Origin of the sequence: Tardiphaga sp. (genome assembly GCF_028290495.1) — a bacterium.
Taxonomy (GTDB): Bacteria; Pseudomonadota; Alphaproteobacteria; order Rhizobiales; family Xanthobacteraceae; genus Tardiphaga.
Window position 1 is genome coordinate 1 of sequence record NZ_JAQGJT010000143.1, and the last position, 20,508, is coordinate 20,508.

Sequence of the window (20,508 nt, forward strand, 5' to 3'; positions counted from 1 at the left end):
AGGTGAACAACCGCGGCAGCCGCACCCGCATCCTGCGCTTCGAGCCGGGCGTCTACACCACCACGCCGTTCGTGCATCTCTACTGGGAAGAAGTGTTCCTGTTCTCCGGCGACCTGATCGTCGGCAACGACGAGCAGGGCAATGGCGGCGAATCGTTCGCGCCGTTCACCTACGCCTGCCGTCCGCCCGGCGCGTTCCACGGCCCGTTCAAGTCGGTGAACGGCTGCCTGCTGATGGAGATCCACTACTTCGATCCGGTCTGAGCCGGCGTATCACCTGCCACGAGCTTTGACCTTCCCTCTCCCCGCCGTGAGCGGGGGAGGGAAGCAAGCCATCTGTTTTGCTTCAATCCTGACGGATCGGACTCTAGTCGATCTGCACGACGCGCAGGTTGTTGGTGGTGCCGGCTTCCTTGAACGGAATGCCCGCGACCACCACGATGGAGTCGGCCTGCTTGGCGAACCCTTCGCTCAGCGCCGTCTTCGCGGCCTTGTCGACCATCTCCTCATACGTGCTGATATCTTCCGACAGCACGCTATGCGCCCCCCACAGCAGCGATAGCTGGCGTGCCACGCTCTGGTGCGGCGTGATCGCCAGCAGCGGCACTGACGGCCGCTTGCGCGCGATGCGCGCGGCCGTGGTTCCGCTCGAGGTGAAAGCCACGATCGCGGCGGCATGCAGCGAGGCGGCCAGATCGGCGGCGGCGGCGGCCACCGCGTGCGGCGCGGTTTCCTCCTCGCCGGGGTGCGAGGCGTCGATGATCGAGCGGTACATCTTGTGCCGTTCAGTGCTTTCGATGATCCGGCTCATCATTTCGACGGCTTCGCGCGGATACTGTCCCGAGGCGGATTCCGCCGACAGCATCACGGCGTCGGCGCCGTCATAGATCGCGGTTGCCACGTCGGACGCCTCTGCCCGGGTTGGGGTGGGCGCTGCCACCATCGAGTCCAGCATCTGGGTGGCGACAATCACCGGCTTGCCGGCGAGGCGGCACGACTTGATCAGTTCCTTCTGCCGGCCCGGCACGTCCTGGTGCGGGATTTCCACGCCGAGATCGCCGCGCGCGACCATGATCGCGCCGGACAGCCGGATGATGTCGTCGATATGCTCCAGCGCCGCCGGTTTCTCGATCTTCGACATCACGCCGGCGCGGCCGCCGATCAGCGACAGCGCCTCGATCACGTCGCCGGGCTTCTGCACGAAGGACAGCGCCACCCAGTCGACGCCGAGTTCCAGCCCGAAGGCGAGGTCGGCGCGGTCCTTGGTGGTGAGCGGCGACAGGTTGAGGACGGCGCTCGGCACGTTGACGCCCTTGCGGTTCGAGATGATGCCGCCGGTAATGATGTTTGCATCGATGAAGTCGCTGCCGACCCCGGTGACGCGGACGCGGATGCGGCCGTCGTCGATCAGCAGGTCGTCGCCCGGCGTCACCGCGTCGAAAATCTCGGGGTGCGGCAGCGGGATCGACAGGCTGTCGCCATCGACGCCCTGCAGCACGAAGCGCACTTTCTCGCCGGCGGTGACCGTGATCTTGCCGTCCTTGATGGTGCCGACGCGGATTTTCGGCCCCTGTAAATCCTGCAGGATGCCGATCGGGCGGCCGACCTTGCTCTCCAGCGCGCGGATCGCGGCATGTACTCTGGCGTGGTCCTCATGGGTGCCGTGGCTGAAATTCAGCCGGAACGTGTCCACTCCCGACAGGAACAACTGCTCCAGCATTTCGGGCGACCCGCTGGCGGGCCCCACAGTGGCAACGATCTTGGCCCGGCGATTTCGACGCATGCTGATTCGGCCCGCAGGCCGTCCCTGGTAGGTTCGGTTTCGTGCAATGGCCGGCGCGAAGCAGTGCCGGCCATGCTGGGAATCTATAGCGGTCGGATGTGACAAGATAGGCGCGGCGACAGCAGGTCGCACCTGCATCTGCATGGCTGGATGGGAGAGTGCGGGTAGTCAAGTCCCGAGAGCGTGTCCCATCGACCGGTAGCGTCCGGGGCTGCGGCCCGTGGCGCGCTTGAATGCCGCGTTGAAGGCGGTGTCGGAGGCATAGCCGACGCTGCCGGCGACGGATGACAGGCTCGTGCCGTTCTTCAGGGCGTTGCGGGCGACCGCCATTCGCCATTGCGTCAGGTATTCCAGAGGCGGCTGTCCCACCAGGTTTCGGAAGCGCACCGCGAAGGCGGTCCGGGACATTCCTACTTCGGATGCGAGATCCTCGACCGTCCAATGCCGGGCGTAATCCTTGTGCATCGCGGCCAGCGCCCGCCCGATTTGAGGGTCGGCGATCGCGCCCAGCCATCCCGGCGGGCGCAGGGTGTTCTTCAGATAGACGCGCAGGATTTGGACGAGAACGATATTGGCGAAGCTGCCTGCAATGGCGTTCGCGCCAGGCTGGACCTCGGCCGTCTCGGCATTGATCAGATCGAACACGGCGCGCAGCGGGCCCCTGTCGACGGAACCCGCGGGCAGGTGAATGACAGGCGGAAGCAGGTCGAGCAGAAGATCGCCGCTCTCGTCGTTTAGGGTGAAGCTGCCGCCCGCCCAGACAAGGCTTATTTTCCCCTCGCCGCACCGGACAATGCCTTCGCGTTGCCGGATCGCATCGACTTCCTGCCGGCTCAATTCTTTGGTCGCTTCGAGGCTGCTCGCGATGCGGTACTGGTGCACCCTCGTTAGAAGGTAGCAATCACCGGCGTGCAGTTGAACCGGCGTCGGCGAGCCGTCCAGAAACAGATACATCGATCCCTCGATGCAGGTGCCGAAGACGATGCGATGCGATTCAGGGAAAAGAAAGGAGTAGTTACCACGGACCTCCAGGCGGGCCGACAGAGCGCTGTCGAAACGCAGGAGTGATAGAACTCCCGAGAGGGGATCCGTCATTAGTTTGAACTATCCAATAGGAAAAGCGAACGGCACCTTATGGCGCGCTTCCCGGGGCAGTGCAATGTTCCCGCCATCAAGACTGATCAAAGTCCCTTCCCCGGAGTTTCACATGTTTAACCTGTTGCAGCCAGGATCTGGCCTGCTGCTTCGCGCGGCCACTCTGCTGATTTTACATAACGGCGGTAGTATCGTGCGTCGTCAGCTTCCCTTCGTAGCCGAACTACAGCGAAAGGCGCGCGCTGTTTCGAAGATCGCGAAGCCTTTCATGGCCGTGTGGCGCGCGATGGCGCATCGCGCAGAAGTGAAGGAGCGCCTGCTTCGTATGCAGATGCGACGTGAGCAACGCAGCCTCGGTAACATCACGCAGATCAGGGCCGCACACGCTGCTGACGCTGCCTTCACGGCAGAAGAACTGCATTACGATCAGCTGGATGCTGCGTAATGGCGTTTCTGTCAGCTGGCGTCAGCCAGTCCAACGCCGGCCTTTCTGAGCTGTGGCCCGCAGGCGCCAGGCACGAGGACGACTTTGCGTCGCTCATCGAGAAGGTCGGATCCGACGTCGTGGGCGCGCTCGATTGCGCCTCGACCGCTATCCATATCGGCGGAGGGAATGACGACGACTGGTTCCGCGAATGGTCTGTGACGGGCGAATTGAGCGCGAACCGTGCGAAGGCCGCCGCAGGCGCAGGAAATTTCGCGAGCGCGCGCGATAACTGGAAGCGGGCCGCGATCTATTTCGGTGCGGCGGAAATGTATCTCTCGTCGCGAGATAAGCGGCGCCAGCAGGTGATTGCCAGGATGCGGGCTTGCAGCCGAAACTATATCGAGCAGCTCGATCCGGTCGGGCGCGTGATCACCATTGCCGGTGGCATTGGTGCTGCGAGTGAAGGCTATCTGGTCGGCAATGCGAACCCGTTGGCCCCGGTCGTGATCTGCGTGGGCGGGTGGGGCGACCTCAAGGAGAGCTATCTGCCCTTGATCCAGCCGGCCCTCGATGAAGGGCTGTCGGTTCTGCTGGTAGAAGCGCCATCGGTGCGCGATTTGCCGGGCCTGGGATTCGATCGGTTCGGCACGGCGTCATATCTCATTGCCTGCGTCGACTGTCTCGAACAGATCGACGGCTATGAGGAGCGATCCATCGTGGTCTATGGCATCGGCGCCGGCGCGTCATTCGCAAGTCAGGCAGCAAGCCTCGACAGCCGCATCAAATTTGCCGTCAGCGATGTCGATGAACTCGGCGAGTTGGCGGAGTTGTCGCCGCTGCACAGCCTGCCCGGGGCGCCCCGCCTGGCGAAGGGGACCGGACCGTGCAGCAAGGCCGAAGCGATGCCGGCCCGTCGAAGCCGCGCGCGGCCCGAGCGATCCACGGGTGATATCTGGAGATGGATTGCCGGGCGGGCGAGCCGATAGGCGACTTTACAGTTCGGCGAACAGGCGGCGTTCGGCGCGCTCCAGCTTCTCGCTCAACTGGCCGAGCGTCGCATGAAGCGCATTCAAGGCGTCATCATCGAGCTCTTCGAAGATGGCGCGTCGGATCTCGTCGCGGCGGCCCTTGATGCGGGCGATCTCCTCAACGGCCTTCGGCGTGAGCGACATCAGCACCACCCGCGCATCGTCCGGTGAAGGCGCGCGCGTGATGCGGCCTTCTTTCTCGAGACCCTTGCTTTGGGTTGTGACGATGGAAGGGTCGGTGTGCAGTTTCGCGGAAACCGCGCCGACGGAAACGCCGGCCCCCTGACCAAGGTCCTGGATCGCCATGATGATCATCCATTGATGGATGCTGATGCCGAGCATCTTGGCCCAGCCGAAGCTGATTTCCTCGAAGTGGCTGTGGATCGCGATTACATCCCAGAAAACAGCATCGGTCAGAAAGAGGCGGCCGGCGCGGCCTTTCGGCTTTGTGATCGTCGCCGCCTGCGCCCTGCTAAGAGTCGTTCTTCTCCCGCGAGCCATCCATGTTCCCTAAGTGAGCATCCTTCGGCTTGATAAATCCCCATTGCGGGCAAAGCAAGCCGCGTTGTTGGAGCGTCCCGCCGTGCGACGCCCTGTGGCCAAAAAGCTACACGATCAGTACAAATAAAATATACTAATAATTCGTACATTGATTTTGGACAAAAAAACATACTCAATAGAAACTGTCCGGAGGGAGAGCCCTTTGGATCCTCTTGGTTGGGGGTTCCGAAATGATCCGGCTGCCCGTGGCGCCCGGATGGAAAGCAAAAGGCCGCTGCGGCGATTGATCGCTCCAGGCGCCGCCTTTGCGATGGAGGTTTGATTTGAACACGATTCGAACGCTTGCGCTGACTTCTGTGGCGGCGCTGATCAGCGGAACGGTTGTTCACGCGGCGAATCTGCCCGTGAAGGCCAAGGCCGTCGAATACGTCAAGGCGTGCAGCCTGTACGGCGCCGGTTTCTATTTTATCCCGGGCACCGACACCTGCATCAAGATCGGTGGCAGTGTTCGTCTCGACACGACGTTCAACGGCGGCGTCTACAATGCGCCGTACTGGCAGGGCGGCGCAGGTGGCAACGATCTCTGGACCAAGGATTATTTCTATAGCCGTTCGCGCATCAACCTGTCGGAAGATACCCGCACCGCGACCGAATACGGCGTGCTGCGCACTTTCGCCAACGTGCAGATGCAGTGGTCGCAGAACGTCGACAGCTCCGGCTCGAGCGGCTACCTCGGTGTCGACTACGCGTTCATCCAGTTCGCCGGATTCACAATCGGCAAGGCAGTTTCGCAGTTCGATCCGCAATGGACGCTGTCGCGCCCGACGATCTCGTCCGGCATGAATCAGGGCTCCAACGACGCGACCGGCATCCAGCAGATCGCCTATACCGCGACCTTCGGCAACGGTCTGTCGGCCTCCGTCTCGGTCGAGAATGCCTATGCGTTCCGCAATGCGGGCGTCTACAATACCGCGAACTATCTGGTCGGCCCGGGGGCGGGATCGTTCCTGACCGCAAACTACGGTGTGTCGAGCAACACGTTCCTCGGTAACGCCACCGGCGGCGATCACATTCCGGATGTTGTCGCCAACGTCCGGCTCGATCAGGCATGGGGCTCGCTGCACTTTGCGACCGCGTTCCACAATTCGACCACCGGCTTCTACGGCTCCAACGAATCCACCGGCCACCCCGAGGACTCCCTCGGCTACGCTTTCAGCGGCGCGGCTGAGTTCAAGAACCTTCCGACGGGAACCAACGACAGCTTCAAGATCGAAGCGGCCTACGGCAAGGGCGCTGCCAAGTATGTGTTCGGCGGCACCACCGACACTTCGGGCGGCGGGCGCTACGCGAAGTTCGACGGCAGTACCCTCGGCTTCGGTTACATCCTCGATGGCGTTTTCGGGGCCGGCACTGGCGTCCAGCAGAGCACGGCATGGGAAGTCAGTGCGTATTACGAGCACTATTGGGATAACAAGTGGCGCACGTCGCTGTTCGGCAACTACAGCCACATCTCTTACGGTGCGGCTGGCGACGCGTTGCTGTTCTCGGCTTTCAACAGCGGACGTCTTGGTTACAGCACGTCGACGGGATCGGCCACCGCTGGCACACTCAACGCGAACGGCAGCTTCGATCTCGGTCTTGTCCAGATTGGTACGCGCACCGCCTGGACGCCCGTGCAGAATCTGACGCTGTCCGCGGAGTTCAGCTACAGCCACCTCGGTCAGGACCTCAATGGTACCTATACCAGCACCGCCAGCGGTGTGACCAGCAAGGCTGCCCAGACCTATCAGTTGAAGGATCAGAACCTCTACAACGGTTCCGTCCAGATCCTGCGTTCGTTCTAGTTCAACCTGGAAGAGGAGAAGACTAACTACACTATGTAGACCTCCAAGAGCCTTCGGTCATGCCCGACCGAAGGCTTTTTCTTGTCTGGTCGTCATCGGCAAGGCGGCGAAGTCGCTGCTGCGTACGACGGTTTGAACGGTGCTCAGATCGCAGGGCGTTCACCGACGCATCGAGCATCGCGACATTCTGAAGCCATGCTCGTGCAAGTTATTGCCTTGCGCGCGCTGGCGCGGGGACCCGTCACAACGGCGACCAGACCGCGAGCTAATTCATTTGAGATTTCATCGACTTTAGATGGTGGGCGCACAAGGGATCGAACCTTGGACCTCTCCCGTGTGAAGGGAACGCTCTCCCGCTGAGCTATGCGCCCGGGATGTCGTGCAATCGAGGCCGGACGGGTAGCCCGGCGGTGCATGACGTCGATGGCGCGGTTTACGGAGTCCGGGGTGGGGGTGTCAAGCCGCGCGGGCGGTGATCGCCAACAATGTTCGCAAAGCCAGGTCCGGATCGTTCGCACCGGCCGATCAGCCCTGTCAGGCGCGGGCGGGGTGGGTCTCCAGCGCCCGGATGCGGTCGGCGAGCGTGGCGTGGGCGGCGTGGCCATTGGCGGCCTGCGGGCCCTGGGCGGCGGGGGCGGCGGCGAGAATCGCCTCGATCGTGGAATCCGGGCCTTCCAGGGTCATCGCCAGCCTGGCGACCTTGGCGGCGATGTCGTTGATGCGCTCGCGGAGCAGGGCATTCTCGACGCGTTCGGTGGCCCAGGCGCTTTCGGCCTGGTGCTCGATCACCTTGAGATCGCTTTGCTGCCTCGCGCGCTCGTCGCGGATGATCTGTAGCTCATGCTCGGCGGCGGCTTTTTCGGCCTGCAGCTTCTCGACCATGGCGGCCGACATGCCGCCATGGTGCGAGGCGACCTCGACGCGGAGGTCCTGGGCAATCAATTCGGACGTCTCGGCGGCCTGACGGAGCTGGCTGTTTTCGAATTCGCGTTCGGCCATCAGCCGGCGCTGATCCGACTGCGCGGCTTCCAGTTCACCGGCGCGGGCGGCCAGCCGTTCGGCTTCCTGAACCTGCGTCATCAGCGCGCGGTCGAGATCGGCGACGCGCTGGCTGAGGTTTTCGACGCGGCCGCGTGCCTCGGCCAGCAGCGCGGTGACCGTGGCGGTTTCGCCTCGCTGTAGTTCCAGTTGCTGCTTTGTAGCTGCGAGTTCCTTGGCGGTGTCGCTGACCTGGTTTTTCAGCACCTCGATCTGGGCACGCGCGCTGAGCAGATCGACCTGGCGGCTGTCGGACAGCATCGATCGCTCGGTCAGTTCGTGGCCGGAGCGGGCCAGTTCGGCCTGTTTGTCGGTCATCGCCTGCGCGGCGGCGGCGAGCGCCTCGATCCGGCCGGCGAGGTCGGCCTCGGTCGCGGCGAGCTTTTCCTTGTGTACGGCCTCGCGGGCTTCCAGATCGTAGATCGTCGCGGCCTTTTCGCCGAGTTCGAGCTTGAGCCGGTTGACGGCGTCGGACTTCTTGCCGATTTCGGCGAGATGGCTGGTGGTCTTGTTCTTGAGCTGGTCGACATTCATTTCCAGCTTGCGCGCGGACATCGCGAATTCGGCGCGTAGCTGGTCCTTGTCGGCCTGGATTTCGGCCATCGACAGCGGGGTTGCGGCCTCAAGGCGGCGGGTGGTGAGGCGCACCGCGCGGTGATGCACCAGCGGCGCGATCATTAACCCGAACAGCGTCGAGATCAGAAAACCGATCGCCAGATACATGATCGGCTCAACCATGACTCAAACCCCTACCGCGGAAACGCCGTAGGTAGCATGCCATGCGGGGGGCGGAGAAGACCAGTTCAAGACTTCGTTAACCTGAATGCCGGCGGCCATGGCCGCCTGGCAAGGGCTACAGAACCGCCGGGATCAGAACGGATTCCAGGTCGCGCTGGGCGTGAACTTGAGGTAGCCGATATTGGCGCCGAGCCGCAGCCCCAGGCCGGAGCGGATCGGCACCAGCACGATGTTGTTCGACGTCAGCGCCGTCATGCCGAAGCCGCCGATGATATAGGCCGAGCCGTCGATGCCGCCGAAGCGCTGGTAGATCGCGTTGGTGGCCGGCAGGTTGTAGACCAGCGTCATGGTGCGGGCGCCGTCGCCGCCCCAGTCGAATCCGACCGAGGGGCCCTGCCAGTACACCCGGAGGTCGCCGGCGTTCTTGGTATAGAGGGTGCCTTCGCCGTAGCGCAGCCCGACTGCGATCGCGCCGGAACCTTCTTCGCCGAGAATATAGCCGTTCGGCAGGCCCCATTGGCTGATGGCGCGCTCGATCACCGAGGCGAGGCCGCGGGAGACGTTGCCGAAAAACTTGTGGCCCTCGCCGACCAGCTCATCCGAGCGATAGGTTCCCGGCTGCCCGGCGGCCTGCTGCGGCGGACGCGGCTGCTGGGCGGAAGCCGGCAGTACGCCAAACGTCATCGCGGCGAGCGTCAGCGCTGCCAAGCGTAAAGCGAACGTCATGAAAGAACCCCTAGGTATTGAATGTGACCTTGGCCTTAACCGGATGCTGACCAGCACACCGCTAAAACAACGTTCACTGTCCCCGACTCCCATACTATCGGTATGAACTATGACGGCACAACGGCGGGAATGGAAAGCGGCGTGCCGCGGAATAGCCTTGATCGCGCTGCTTGCCGCGGCGCCGTCCGGCAGCCGCGCCGCAACCACCGAACGGATCGTCGCCGATCGGTTTACGGGTCTGGCAATCTCAGGTTTCGATCCGGTGGCGTATTTTACCGATGGCGGCCCGTGGCTCGGCGACGCCGCCTACGAACTCTCCGCAGCGGGCGTCGTCTGGCGCTTCCGCAACGAGGGCAACCGGGCGTCGTTCGCGGCACACCCGGAGGTCTACGGCCCGCAATTCGGCGGCTACGACCCGGTCGATGTCGCCCGCGGCGTCGCTTATCCCGGCAATCCGCGGCTTTGGCTGGTGGTCAATCAGCGGCTGTATCTGTTCGGCCGCGAGGAAAGCCGCGATGCCTTTGCGGCCGGCTCTGCGGCCGTACTGGCGGAGGCCCGCAAACGCTGGACCGCGCTGCAGTCGGAGCTTGCGCGCTGACGCTCAGCCGCGCGTGGCCGCCGCAGGATCCCCCCAGGCGATGAACTCCGGCACGATGAAATCCGCCCGGTTGCCGCCGTATTGCACGGCCGAACCCCGGCTGTCGGTGACGACGCCGCCCGCGGCGACGACGACGGCCTGGCCGGCGGCAATATCCCATTCGCAGGTCGGCGCCAGTCGCGGATAGATGTCGGCGCCACCCTCGGCGACGCGGCACAGTTTCAGCGCCGATCCGAGCTGCAGGCGGACGGCGCCCGGTCGGGCGTCGATCAGGGCCTCGGTGCGGGCATCGCCATGCGAACGACTGACCGCGGCAATCCACGGAGCGCCCGGGTATGGCATGGCCCGGGTGCGGATCGGCGTTACCGAAGCAACGCTGAGGTCCGGCGCCATTTCGAGCCGTTCGGCGCTGTGGCCGACCAGCCCGCGCCAGATCAGCCCGAGGTCGGGCGCCCCGACGATGCCGAGCAGCGGCACGCCGCCCACCACCAGCGCGATATTGACGGTGAACTCCTTGCGCCCGGCGACGAATTCCTTGGTGCCGTCGAGCGGGTCGATCAGGAACAGGCTGCCGGGGTAGGGCGGGCAGGCGAGGTGCAGGCGCTCTTCGGAGAGGGTGGGAATGTTCGGGAACAGCCGCGCCAGCCCCTCCGCGATGACGCGGTCGGCGGCGAGGTCGGCCTCGGTCACCGGCGACCCATCCGCCTTGCCATCAACCGACATGACATCGCGGTTGACCGCGAGGATCGCCGCGCCAGCCCGTGCCACCAGTTCGGTGAGCGGGTCGAGCAGGGCAGCGGCGCGGTCGGGATCCAGCGGAGATTCGTCGTTCATCGGTGTACGCCCAGCTTGCTCTTGCCCTTGCCGTCCAGCCGTGATTCGGCCTTGTGACGACCGGGGGCATGGCCTCGTTGTGGCCGCACCCCGCTCCACAGTGTATCAACCCGTAAAGCAGTTACTTGATTCGCCGTCCAGCGATGCGGCCCCCCAGGAGCGAACCCGATGTCTGATACTCCCACTCCCGGCCCGGCTCCCGACGCTCTCGAACTGGCGGCGCTGCTGTGCTCGCGGGTCTGCCACGATCTGATCAGCCCGGTCGGCGCGATCGTCAACGGGCTCGAAGTGCTCGACGACAATCCGAAGCCGGAAGACAAGGAATTTGCGCTCGACCTGATCCGCAAGAGCGCCAGGACCGCTTCGGCGCGGCTGCAGTTTTGCCGGTTGGCCTTCGGCGCCGCCGGCTCGGCTGGCGCGCAGATCGATCTCGGCGACGCGCAGAACATGGCGCGCGGTCATCTGGAAGACGCCAAGACCAAGATCGAATGGAATCTGCCGCGTATCCTTCTGCCGAAAAACAAGGTCAAGCTGCTGCTCAACATGCTGGTGATCGCGCAGCAGACGATCCCGCGCGGCGGCGTGCTCACGGTGGACCAGGTCAGCGAAGGCGACACGCTCGGCTTCCGCGTCAACGCCGCCGGCCTGAACGCCCGGCTGCCGCAGAACATCGTCACCATGCTGAGCGCCGAACATGCCGGCAATGTCGATGCCCATGCCGTGCAGCCTTACTATACCCGGCTGCTAGCAGAGGCTTGCGGTCTTCGCGTCGTGATGGCAGCCGAAGACGCCGCTGTCGTTGTTACGGCATCTTCTACCGTCGTTGCGGTCGAACAGGGTTAACGAAGCCTTACCGGATTTGCACGACGATGCATACGAATCCGTTTTAACTAGCTATCTCTTTGATGGTTCCAAACTTTTGCGGACGCGCAACCATTATTAAACGCTTTAAGGCGAAAGTGGCCACATTCCGAAATGCGTAGCGAAGTCGCGCGCGCGGAATGCAAGGCCAATTTCATGGATGATCTTCTGCGTGAGTTCCTGACGGAAACCAACGAGAGCCTGGACACCGTCGACAATCAGCTGGTTCGATTCGAACAGGATCCGAACAACGCAAAAATTCTCGATAATATTTTCCGCCTGGTCCACACCATCAAGGGTACCTGCGGATTCCTCGGGTTGCCGCGCCTGGAAGCGCTGGCGCACGCCGCCGAGACGTTGATGGGCAAATTCCGCGATGGCATGCCGGTTACCGGTGAAGCCGTGACGCTGATCCTGACCACCATCGACCGCATCAAGGAAATTCTCAGCCGGCTCGAAGCTACCGAGGCCGAACCGGAAGGCGTCGATCAGGACCTGATCGATGAGCTTCACCACATGGTGGAGAAGGGCATGGCGTCGATGAACGCCGCACCGTCGGTCGCGGCCGTCGAAGCCGCGCCGCTTGTGGTGCCGACGCTGGAGCGCGAACTGCGTCCGGGCGAAGTATCGCTGGACGAGTTGGAGCGTGCGTTCCAGGAAACCGAAATTGAAGTCGTGCTGCCTGCGGCCGCTGCGCCGCCGATCGCGCCGACGCTGGCAGTGATCGAGAAGGCCGCGCCGAAGCCCGCGGCCAAGAAGTCCGTCGTCGAGATCGAGACCCCGGAAAGCGACAAGGTCGCCAACCAGTCGATCCGCGTCAACGTCGATACGCTCGAACACCTGATGACGATGGTCTCCGAGCTGGTGTTGACCCGCAACCAGTTGCTGGAGATCAGCCGCCGCCACGAGGACACCGAATTCAAGGTGCCGCTGCAGCGCCTCTCCACGGTCACCGCAGAGCTGCAGGACGGCGTCATGAAGACGCGGATGCAGCCGATCGGAAACGCCTGGCAGAAGCTGCCGCGCATCGTTCGTGATCTCGCCGGCGAACTCGGCAAGCAGATCGAACTCGAGATGCACGGCGCCGACACCGAACTCGACCGCCAGGTGCTCGATCTGATCAAGGATCCGCTCACCCACATGGTGCGCAACTCGGCCGACCACGGTCTCGAGACGCCCGCCGAGCGCGCCCAGTCCGGCAAGCCGGAGCAGGGTACGATCCGGCTCTCCGCCTATCATGAAGGCGGCCACATCCTGATTTGCATCGCCGACAACGGCCGCGGTTTGAACACTGACCGCATCAAGGCCAAAGCGATTCAGAACGGTCTCGCCTCCGAAGCCGACATCGAGAAGATGACGGAAGCGCAGATCCACAAGTTCATCTTCGCGCCCGGCTTCTCCACCGCAGCGGCTGTCACCAGCGTTTCCGGCCGCGGCGTCGGCATGGACGTGGTGCGCACCAACATCGACCAGATCGGCGGCACCATCGACGTCAAGTCGGTGGCCGGCGAGGGCTCCAGCGTCACCATCAAGATCCCGCTGACGCTGGCGATCGTCTCGGCCCTGATCGTCGAGGCCGGCGGTGACCGCTTCGCGATTCCGCAGCTCGCGGTCGTCGAACTGGTGCGCGCGCGCGCCAATTCCGAACATCGTATCGAGCGCATCAAGGACACCCCGGTGCTGCGGCTGCGCAACAAGCTGCTGCCGCTGATGCACCTCAAGAAGCTTCTGAAGATCGACGACGGCACGAATGCCGATCCGGAAAACGGCTTTATTGTCGTGACCCAGGTTGGCAGCCAGACCTTCGGCATCGTTGTCGACGGCGTCTTCCATACCGAAGAAATCGTCGTCAAGCCTATGTCCACCAAGCTGCGCCATATCGGCATGTTCTCCGGCAACACCATTCTGGGTGACGGCGCGGTGATCATGATCATCGATCCGAACGGCATCGCACAGGAACTGGGCGCTGCTGCTGCCAACCACGGCGAGATCGCCGAGGAGAACGCTGCGGCCCGTGCCATGGCTGCCGAGCAGCTGACTTCGCTGCTGGTGTTCCGCGCCGGCTCCGCGCAGCCCAAGGCGGTGCCGCTCGGCCTCGTCACGCGGCTGGAAGAAATCGGCGTCGACAAGATCGAACTGTCGAACGGCCGTTACATGGTGCAGTATCGCGACAAGCTGATGCCGCTGGTGCAGATGGAGAACGTCACTGTCCGCACTTCCGGCACCCAGCCGATCCTGGTGTTCGCGGATGACGGCCGTTCGATGGGCCTCGTGGTCGATGAGATCGTCGATATCGTTGAGGAACGTCTGCACATCGAAGTCGCCAGCGGCCGCGAGGGCATTCTCGGTTCCGCCGTTATCAAGGGCCTCGCTACCGAAGTGATCGACGTCGGACACTTCCTGCCGATGGCCTTTAACGACTGGTTCAGCCGCAAGGAAATGCGCGCCTCCTCCACCGCGCAGTCGATCCTGCTGGTCGACGACTCCGCGTTCTTCCGCAACATGCTGTCTCCGGTGCTGAAGGCTGCGGGCTATCGCGTCCGCGTCGCTTCCAATGCACAGGAAGGCCTCGTCGTGCTGCGTTCCGGCCAGGAGTTCGATGCGATCCTGACCGACATCGAAATGCCCGACATGAACGGCTTCGAGTTCGCCGAAACCATCCGTGCCGACTCCAAGCTGAACAGCACGCCGATCATCGCGCTGTCGGCGATGATCTCGCCCGCGGCCATCGAGCGCGGTCGCCTCGCCGGCTTCCACGATTACGTCGCCAAGTTCGACCGGCCCGGCCTGATCGCCGCGCTGAAAGAACAGACCACCGAAATCCACCAGGCGGCATGAGGGACGTAACGATGACCACCAAGACCCACAGCGCCGACGGCGCCATCACCGAATACGTCACCACCATGATCGGGGGGCAGCTGTTCGGCATGCCGATCTCGCGCGTGCAGGATGTGTTCATGCCGGAACGCCTGACCCGCGTGCCGCTGTCGTCCAGCGATGTCGCCGGCGTGCTCAACCTGCGCGGCCGCATCGTCACCGCGATCGATATGCGTTCGCGCCTCGGCCTGCCGAAGAACGAAGACGGCAAGCCGCCGATGGCGGTGGGCGTCGACCTGCGCGGTGAATCCTATGGTTTGCTGATCGATTCGATCGGCGAAGTGCTGAAGCTCGCGGATGAAAGCCGGGAAGTGAACCCGGTCAATCTCGATCCCCGCATGGCGAAGATGGCGGCCGGCGTTCACCGTCTGGACGGCCAACTGATGGTCGTGCTCGACGTTGACAAGATTCTTGAAATTTCACCGGACAAGCTTGCCGCCTAGGCTGGCGGCAAGTTGCGATGAAGACGTCCCTTGGGACCTAAAGGCAGAGGCTAACATGAAGACTTGTCTGGTTGTCGATGACTCCAGCGTCATCCGTAAAGTAGCTCGCCGGATTCTCGAAGGTCTGGATTTCGAGATCACCGAAGCCGAAGACGGCGAGAAGGCCCTCGATGTCTGCAAGCGCGGCTTGCCGGACGCCGTGCTGCTCGATTGGAACATGCCGGTGATGGACGGCTACGAATTCCTGCGCAACCTGCGCCGGATGCCGGGCGGCGACGTGCCGAAGGTGGTGTTCTGCACCACCGAAAACGACGTTGCACACATCGCGCGTGCGCTGCATGCCGGTGCCAACGAATACATCATGAAGCCGTTCGACAAGGAAATCGTGTCGGCGAAATTTCATGAAGTCGGATTGATCTGAGTTTTCCACCGAGCCACGACGTTCGCGTCTCGTTTCGACTGTGGTCAAAGTACTTTTGTTGCGTTCGTTGCGTCTGGTGAGTGATGAGTATTGCTGTGATGAATCCTCCTGCGTTGGAGTCGACGCGGTATGAGCCGCTGCGCGTTATGGTCGTCGATGACTCCGTCGTCATCCGCGGCCTGATCTCGCGCTGGATCGAAGCCGAGCCGGACATGACCGTCGTGGGCTCGCTGCGAACCGGGCTCGATGCCGTCAACCAGGTCGAACGCATCAATCCCGATATCGCCGTGCTCGATATCGAAATGCCCGAGCTCGACGGAATCTCGGCGCTGCCGCAGTTGCTCGCCAAGAAGCGCAACCTGATCGTCATCATGGCTTCGACGCTGACCCGCCGCAACGCGGAGATCTCGTTCAAGGCGATGTCGCTCGGCGCAGCCGATTACATTCCGAAGCCGGAAAGCACCCGCGAGATTTCCGCGGCCGACGTCTTCAAGCACGATTTGCTGCAGAAGATCCGCCATCTCGGGCTCAAGGTCCGTCGCCTGAAATCGGCCGCCGCTCCCTCGGTCGTGCCGGCGGCACCGCGTCCGCTGGCGCCGCTAGCGCCAGTGGCGGCGATGGCACAGCTCGTGAAACGCCCGTTCAGCCCGATCATGCCGCGCGTGCTCCTGATCGGCTCCTCGACCGGTGGCCCGCAGGCGCTGATGACGCTGGTGGCCGAGATCGGCAGTGTGATCGACCGCGTGCCGGTGTTGATCACCCAGCACATGCCGCCGACCTTCACCACCATTCTCGCCGAACATCTGGCGCGCGCGAGCAAGCGCCCGGCACGCGAAGGCGTCGATGGCGAGATCGTCAAGCCCGGCCAGATCTATCTGGCGCCGGGCGGCCGCCACATGCGCGTCGTCAAGCAGGGGCTCAACATCACCATCGCACTGGATGACGGCCCGGCGGTGAATTTCTGCAAGCCGGCGGTCGATCCGCTGTTCAACTCCGCCATCGATGCCTGGCAGGGCGCCATCCTCGCGGTGGTGCTGACCGGCATGGGCTCCGACGGCATGCGCGGCGGCAAGGATATCGTCGCCGCCGGCGGCAATGTGATCGCGCAGGACGAAGCCTCCAGCGTGGTGTGGGGCATGCCGGGCGCGGCCGCCAATGCCGGTATCTGCTCCGCTATTTTGCCGCTTAACCAGATCGCTCCGAAAGTGGTTCGGATCTTCTCGGGGGATCGTTCATGACGCCGGCCGACTACGACTTCCTGCGCAAGTTCCTGAAGGAACGCTCCGGTCTCGATCTCTCCGTCGACAAGCAGTACCTCGTGGAGAGCCGCCTGACGCCGCTGGCGCGCAAGGCGGGGCTCTCCGGGCTCGACGAGCTGGTGCAGAAGATCAAAAGCGGCGCGACGGCGCTTGGCGCCGACGTGGTCGAGGCGATGACCACCAACGAGACGTTCTTCTTCCGCGACAAGATCCCGTTCGACCATTTGCGCGAGGCGGTGATCCCCGAACTGCTGCAGGCGCGTGCCGCCCGCAAGAGCCTGCGGATCTGGTGCGCCGCCGCATCGACCGGGCAGGAGCCCTATTCGATCGCGATGTGCCTGAAGGAAATGGGCGCGCAGCTCGCCGGATGGCGGATCGAGATCATCGGCACCGATATCTCGCCGCAGGTGCTGGAGAAATCGAAGTCCGGTATCTATAGCCAGTTCGAGGTGCAGCGCGGCCTGCCGATCCAGTTGCTGGTAAAGTACTTCAAGCAGACCGGCGAGATGTGGCAGATCAACCCCGAGATCCGTGCGATGATCCAGTATCGCCCGCTCAACCTGCTGCAGGACTTCTCCCACATGGGTAAGTTCGACCTGATCTTCTGTCGTAACGTGCTGATCTATTTCGATCAGGATATGAAAACGCAGATATTCGGCCGGCTTGCCAAGACGATGGAGCCCGATGGTTTTCTGGCGCTTGGCGCCGCTGAAACCGTGGTCGGGCTCACTGATGCCTTCAAGCCGCACGTCGACCGCCGCGGCCTGTATCGTCCGAACGCCATGCGCGCCTCGCCGTCGATCGTGCCCGGCATGGGCGCGGGACTGAAGGTCGTCGGCGCGCGCTGAACTAATGAAGCGAGGGTGATCCTCGCTGTCATTCGGGGCACGCTCGGCCGGCGCAGCCGGCTGTAGCGTGAACCTGGAACCTCGAGTTGCTCATCACCCATCTCGGGATTCCCCGCCGCTCCAATTGGAGCGGCGGAGGCTCGCTCGCAACTGACGCTGCTCACGCCCCGGAATGACAATTCCGCTAAATAATCGCGTGCGGCACGAAGCGCGACAGATTGCCGGTGATCGGGGTATCGTCCTCGCGGATCGATAATCCGCAGGCGGTGTCGCCGACCAGCCAGCTGCCGAGCACCGGATATTGGCCGGCAAATTCCGGCAGCGGAATCAGTGCCTGGCGGATGAATCCTTCCGCGCCATACGGCCCCGGCTGCGCGTCGATCGCTTGGCCTCCGCTGACCAGCGTGACATTGGCGCCCTCGCGCGAATAAAGCGGCTTGCGCACGTAGGATGGGCCGAGCGCCGCTGCCGCGGGATCTTCGTCGAAGAAAGCCGGCAGCAGGTTCGGGTGGTTGGGAAACATCGCCCATAGCAGCGGCAGAATGCCCTTGTTGGACAGGATCGCCTTCCACGGCGGCTCGATCCAGCGCGTCGCAGTGCCTTTCAGCCTCGCGCCAAACGTCTCGCGGAACATCCACTCCCAGGGATAGAGCTTGAAGGCGAGTTCGATCGGCCGGTCGGCGAGATCGACGAAGCTGCCGTCGCCGCGTAGCCCGATCTCCGTGATGTCGATCAGCACCGGCTCAAGCCCGGCCTGTTGCGCGACATCGGCGAGGTAGCTCACCGTGCCGCGGTCCTCGGCGTTGTTCATGGCCGCGGCGAGATGAACCCGGGCGCCGGCGCTGATGCCGCGCCAGGCCTCGATCAGTTTTTCGTGCAGCATGTTGTACTGGTCGGCGCGCTTCGGCACGATCTGGCGGTCGATGGCTTGCTCCAGCCATGTCCATTGAAACACCGCCGCCTCGAACAACGAGGTCGGCGTGTCCGCATTGTACTCCAGCAGTTTTGCGGGGCCGCGCCCGCCAAAAGCGAGATCGAAGCGGCCGTAAAGGCTGCGATCGCCGCGTTGCCAGCTCGCGGCAATCAGCGTCCAGAACGTTTCCGGGATTTTCAGCAGCCGCAGATAGCGCTCATCCTTCACCGCGCGGCCGACCAACTCGCGGCACATGGCATCCAGTTCGCCGGTCGGTGCCTCGATCTGGCACTCGATCTCGTCAAGCGAGAAAGCGTAGTAGGCGCGCTCGTCCCAGTAGCGCTGGCCGGCCTCGCTGTGGAAGGCAAAGCCCATCGTTGCAGCCGCGGCCTGCCAGTCGTCGCGTTCGGGACAGAGGATACGTTGCATGCGGGGATCAGCCGCCGCCGGAAAAATGCGACATGAACGAGCCGAAGCCGCCGCGCGTGACGTGGCCGGCGTCGGTGGAAATAGCCGTGCGGCTGGAGGAGGTCTCGGTGCTGGCGAAATTGCTGCGCGCTGATGAACTGCTGCCGGAGCCGCCGTGGCCGCCCGACGAGGATGAGGGTTGCCGGCAATCGGCCGGCTGATCGGCGGCGAGGACAGGCTGGTTCGGATCGCAATTCTGGCGCGGCATCAGCGCATAGGCGCCGCCGCCGAGCGCCGCTGTGCCCATCAGCAATAGAGCAATATGGCCGGAGCGCTTCTTTGCCGCCGCCGGTGGTTCGTCGGGCGACAGCCGCGGCGGGCGCTTGCCGAACTCGTTGTTCGGCTTCGGCGTCATGGCGTGTACACCATCGAGGCAGCGTTCAGCACGCCGGCGGCGAGCGAGGCTAGGCCGAGCCAGATCGCCGGCGCCATCTCGCCCTGCGCGATGCGCTCCGACAGGTTTGGCACCGGAATTTTGACGACGTAGTACACCGCGACCTGCACGATCAGCGCAATCACGCTCCAGATCAGGCAATCCGGCACATTGGCGGAATGCACGATGGCGCTGGCCACCGGCAACACGAAGCCGAGCAGGCTCAAGCCTAGCGCGACCGAGGCCGAGGTCACGTCGTTGCGGATCAGGGCGAACTCGTCATGCGGGGTGATCCGCATATAGACGAACAGATACAGCATCACGGCGATGGTGCCGGTACAGAAATAGACCAGAAACGCCGGCAGGCCGGCCAATGACTGAAGAAGCATTCCACCCCCGGAAGCCGCAGCGTGACGACGGACGGTATTCCCGCACGCCCAGTTGGTCGGGGCAAGCGATGGTGAGGTTCATCTCAAACAAAAACCCCGCCGTTGAGGGCGGGGTTCAGTTTCGGGAGGCGCGAGCGACGGCTCGCGGAGATTGGCTCAGGCCGGGATGCGGATTTCTTCTTCGTGCGGCTCGCGCAGCACGTAGCCGCGGCCCCAGACGGTTTCGATGAAGTTGCGGCCGTCGGACGCATTCGCCAGCTTCTTGCGCAGCTTGCAGATGAACACGTCGATGATCTTGAGCTCGGGCTCGTCCATGCCGCCGTAAAGGTGGTTGAGGAACATTTCCTTGGTGAGCGTGGTGCCCTTGCGGAGCGAGAGCAGCTCCAGCATCTGATATTCCTTGCCGGTCAGGTGCACGCGCTGGCCGCCGACTTCCACGGTCTTGGTATCCAGGTTGACGACGAGGTCGCCGGTCTGGATCACCGACTGGGCATGGCCCTTGGAACGGCGCACGATCGCATGAATGCGGGCCACCAGCTCGTCCTTGTGGAACGGCTTGGTCATGTAGTCGTCGGCGCCGACGCCGAGGCCTTTGACCTTGTCTTCGATACCGGCCAAGCCGGACAGGATCAGGATCGGGGTCTTGATCTTCGACACCCGCAGCTGCTTGAGCACATCATAGCCGGACATGTCCGGGAGATTGAGATCGAGCAGGATAATGTCATAGTCGTAGAGTTTGCCGAGATCGACACCCTCTTCGCCGAGATCCGTCGTGTAGACGTTGAAGCTCTCGGACTTGAGCATCAGCTCAATCGACTGCGCGACCGCGCTATCATCTTCGATTAACAAAACGCGCATGCCAGTCCCCTTTAGTCGCCGCTCCGGGCGTCAGGTCGGCCGCACTTGCGGCACCAAAAAACGCCTTTGAACAACTGATTCGGATCCTGACGACATATGGTTAACAAAACCTGATTCCTCTCCGCAAGACCAAACCGTGCAATTTTTGTCGAATCGCCATAAGATATTGCGGTAAAGGCGTTTTTTG

General features: G+C 63.3%; 21 protein-coding genes and 1 tRNA gene. 11 read left to right on the forward strand and 11 right to left on the reverse strand.

All coding sequences use genetic code 11. The features are described 5' to 3' along the window. The coding region (locus JWQ24_RS21735; protein ID WP_299812454.1) for a cupin at positions 1-263 on the forward strand (263 nt) is incomplete at its 5' end. 103 nt (positions 264-366) lie between these two features. Here JWQ24_RS21735 and pyk read toward each other — a convergent pair. Further along, positions 367-1,782, reverse strand: coding sequence for a pyruvate kinase (pyk, locus tag JWQ24_RS21740; protein ID WP_299812456.1), 1,416 nt, complete (start codon positions 1,780-1,782; stop codon positions 367-369). Positions 1,783-1,950: 168 nt separating this feature from the next. Next, positions 1,951-2,877 (reverse strand): AraC family transcriptional regulator, encoded by a 927-nt coding sequence (locus JWQ24_RS21745; protein ID WP_299812458.1) that lies wholly within the window; start codon positions 2,875-2,877, stop codon positions 1,951-1,953. Positions 2,878-2,989: 112 nt separating this feature from the next. Here JWQ24_RS21745 and JWQ24_RS21750 point away from each other — a divergent pair, with 112 nt between their 5' ends. Then, on the forward strand, positions 2,990-3,322 hold the full coding sequence (locus JWQ24_RS21750) for a hypothetical protein (protein WP_299812460.1): 333 nt from the start codon (positions 2,990-2,992) through the stop codon (positions 3,320-3,322). After that, entirely contained in the window at positions 3,322-4,290 is a 969-nt protein-coding gene (locus JWQ24_RS21755; protein ID WP_299812462.1) for a hypothetical protein, read from the forward strand. Before JWQ24_RS21750 ends, JWQ24_RS21755 begins: the two co-directional genes overlap by 1 nt. 6 nt (positions 4,291-4,296) lie before the next feature. On the opposite strand, the gene JWQ24_RS21760 is transcribed toward JWQ24_RS21755, so the two are convergent. Next, a complete protein-coding gene (locus tag JWQ24_RS21760; protein ID WP_299812464.1) occupies positions 4,297-4,674 on the reverse strand; it encodes a MarR family transcriptional regulator in 378 nt (125 codons plus the stop codon). A gap of 482 nt (positions 4,675-5,156) precedes the next feature. Between JWQ24_RS21760 and JWQ24_RS21765 the strand changes: the two genes are divergently transcribed. Next, entirely contained in the window at positions 5,157-6,677 is a 1,521-nt protein-coding gene (locus tag JWQ24_RS21765) for a porin (RefSeq protein WP_299812466.1), read from the forward strand. 296 nt (positions 6,678-6,973) lie between these two features. Here JWQ24_RS21765 and JWQ24_RS21770 read toward each other — a convergent pair. The 3 genes from JWQ24_RS21770 to JWQ24_RS21780 all read right to left on the reverse strand — a co-directional run bounded on the left by JWQ24_RS21770 (position 6,974) and on the right by JWQ24_RS21780 (position 9,179). Then, positions 6,974-7,048 (reverse strand) — tRNA-Val (locus tag JWQ24_RS21770). 163 nt (positions 7,049-7,211) lie between these two features. Next, positions 7,212-8,453: a hypothetical protein gene (locus JWQ24_RS21775; RefSeq protein ID WP_299812468.1), complete on the reverse strand. Its 1,242-nt coding sequence runs from the start codon at positions 8,451-8,453 to the stop codon at positions 7,212-7,214. Positions 8,454-8,585: 132 nt separating this feature from the next. Further along, a complete protein-coding gene (locus JWQ24_RS21780) occupies positions 8,586-9,179 on the reverse strand; it encodes a DUF1134 domain-containing protein (RefSeq protein ID WP_299812470.1) in 594 nt (197 codons plus the stop codon). 109 nt (positions 9,180-9,288) lie between these two features. Here JWQ24_RS21780 and JWQ24_RS21785 point away from each other — a divergent pair, with 109 nt between their 5' ends. Beyond that, entirely contained in the window at positions 9,289-9,777 is a 489-nt protein-coding gene (locus JWQ24_RS21785) for a YHS domain-containing (seleno)protein (RefSeq protein ID WP_299812472.1), read from the forward strand. Between the two features lie 3 nt (positions 9,778-9,780). On the opposite strand, the gene JWQ24_RS21790 is transcribed toward JWQ24_RS21785, so the two are convergent. Continuing rightward, positions 9,781-10,611 (reverse strand): 3'(2'),5'-bisphosphate nucleotidase CysQ, encoded by an 831-nt coding sequence (locus JWQ24_RS21790; RefSeq protein WP_299812474.1) that lies wholly within the window; start codon positions 10,609-10,611, stop codon positions 9,781-9,783. A gap of 168 nt (positions 10,612-10,779) precedes the next feature. On the opposite strand from JWQ24_RS21790, the gene chpT reads away from it, so the two are divergent. From chpT to JWQ24_RS21820, 6 genes are all read left to right on the forward strand, one after another. Then, positions 10,780-11,454, forward strand: coding sequence for a histidine phosphotransferase ChpT (chpT, locus tag JWQ24_RS21795; protein ID WP_299812476.1), 675 nt, complete (start codon positions 10,780-10,782; stop codon positions 11,452-11,454). Positions 11,455-11,628: 174 nt separating this feature from the next. After that, entirely contained in the window at positions 11,629-14,310 is a 2,682-nt protein-coding gene (locus tag JWQ24_RS21800) for a hybrid sensor histidine kinase/response regulator (protein WP_299812478.1), read from the forward strand. Positions 14,311-14,321: 11 nt separating this feature from the next. After that, positions 14,322-14,792: a chemotaxis protein CheW gene (locus JWQ24_RS21805; protein WP_299812480.1), complete on the forward strand. Its 471-nt coding sequence runs from the start codon at positions 14,322-14,324 to the stop codon at positions 14,790-14,792. Positions 14,793-14,847: 55 nt separating this feature from the next. Further along, positions 14,848-15,213, forward strand: coding sequence for a response regulator (locus tag JWQ24_RS21810; protein ID WP_299812482.1), 366 nt, complete (start codon positions 14,848-14,850; stop codon positions 15,211-15,213). An 83-nt stretch (positions 15,214-15,296) separates the two neighbouring features. Next, on the forward strand, positions 15,297-16,451 hold the full coding sequence (locus tag JWQ24_RS21815) for a chemotaxis response regulator protein-glutamate methylesterase (protein WP_299812484.1): 1,155 nt from the start codon (positions 15,297-15,299) through the stop codon (positions 16,449-16,451). Then, positions 16,448-17,320: a protein-glutamate O-methyltransferase CheR gene (locus JWQ24_RS21820; RefSeq protein WP_299812486.1), complete on the forward strand. Its 873-nt coding sequence runs from the start codon at positions 16,448-16,450 to the stop codon at positions 17,318-17,320. The genes JWQ24_RS21815 and JWQ24_RS21820 overlap by 4 nt, the downstream gene beginning before the upstream one ends. Before the next feature lie 184 nt (positions 17,321-17,504). On the opposite strand, the gene JWQ24_RS21825 is transcribed toward JWQ24_RS21820, so the two are convergent. From JWQ24_RS21825 to ctrA, 4 genes are all read right to left on the reverse strand, one after another. Further along, complete coding sequence (locus JWQ24_RS21825) at positions 17,505-18,662, reverse strand: glutathionylspermidine synthase family protein (RefSeq protein ID WP_299812488.1); 1,158 nt, start codon at positions 18,660-18,662, stop codon at positions 17,505-17,507. Positions 18,663-18,669: 7 nt separating this feature from the next. Then, complete coding sequence (locus tag JWQ24_RS21830; protein ID WP_299812490.1) at positions 18,670-19,056, reverse strand: hypothetical protein; 387 nt, start codon at positions 19,054-19,056, stop codon at positions 18,670-18,672. Further along, a complete protein-coding gene (locus JWQ24_RS21835; protein ID WP_299812492.1) occupies positions 19,053-19,463 on the reverse strand; it encodes a DUF350 domain-containing protein in 411 nt (136 codons plus the stop codon). Before JWQ24_RS21835 ends, JWQ24_RS21830 begins: the two co-directional genes overlap by 4 nt. Positions 19,464-19,619: 156 nt before the next feature. After that, on the reverse strand, positions 19,620-20,321 hold the full coding sequence (ctrA, locus tag JWQ24_RS21840; protein ID WP_143572476.1) for a response regulator transcription factor CtrA: 702 nt from the start codon (positions 20,319-20,321) through the stop codon (positions 19,620-19,622). Positions 20,322-20,508 lie beyond the last annotated feature (187 nt).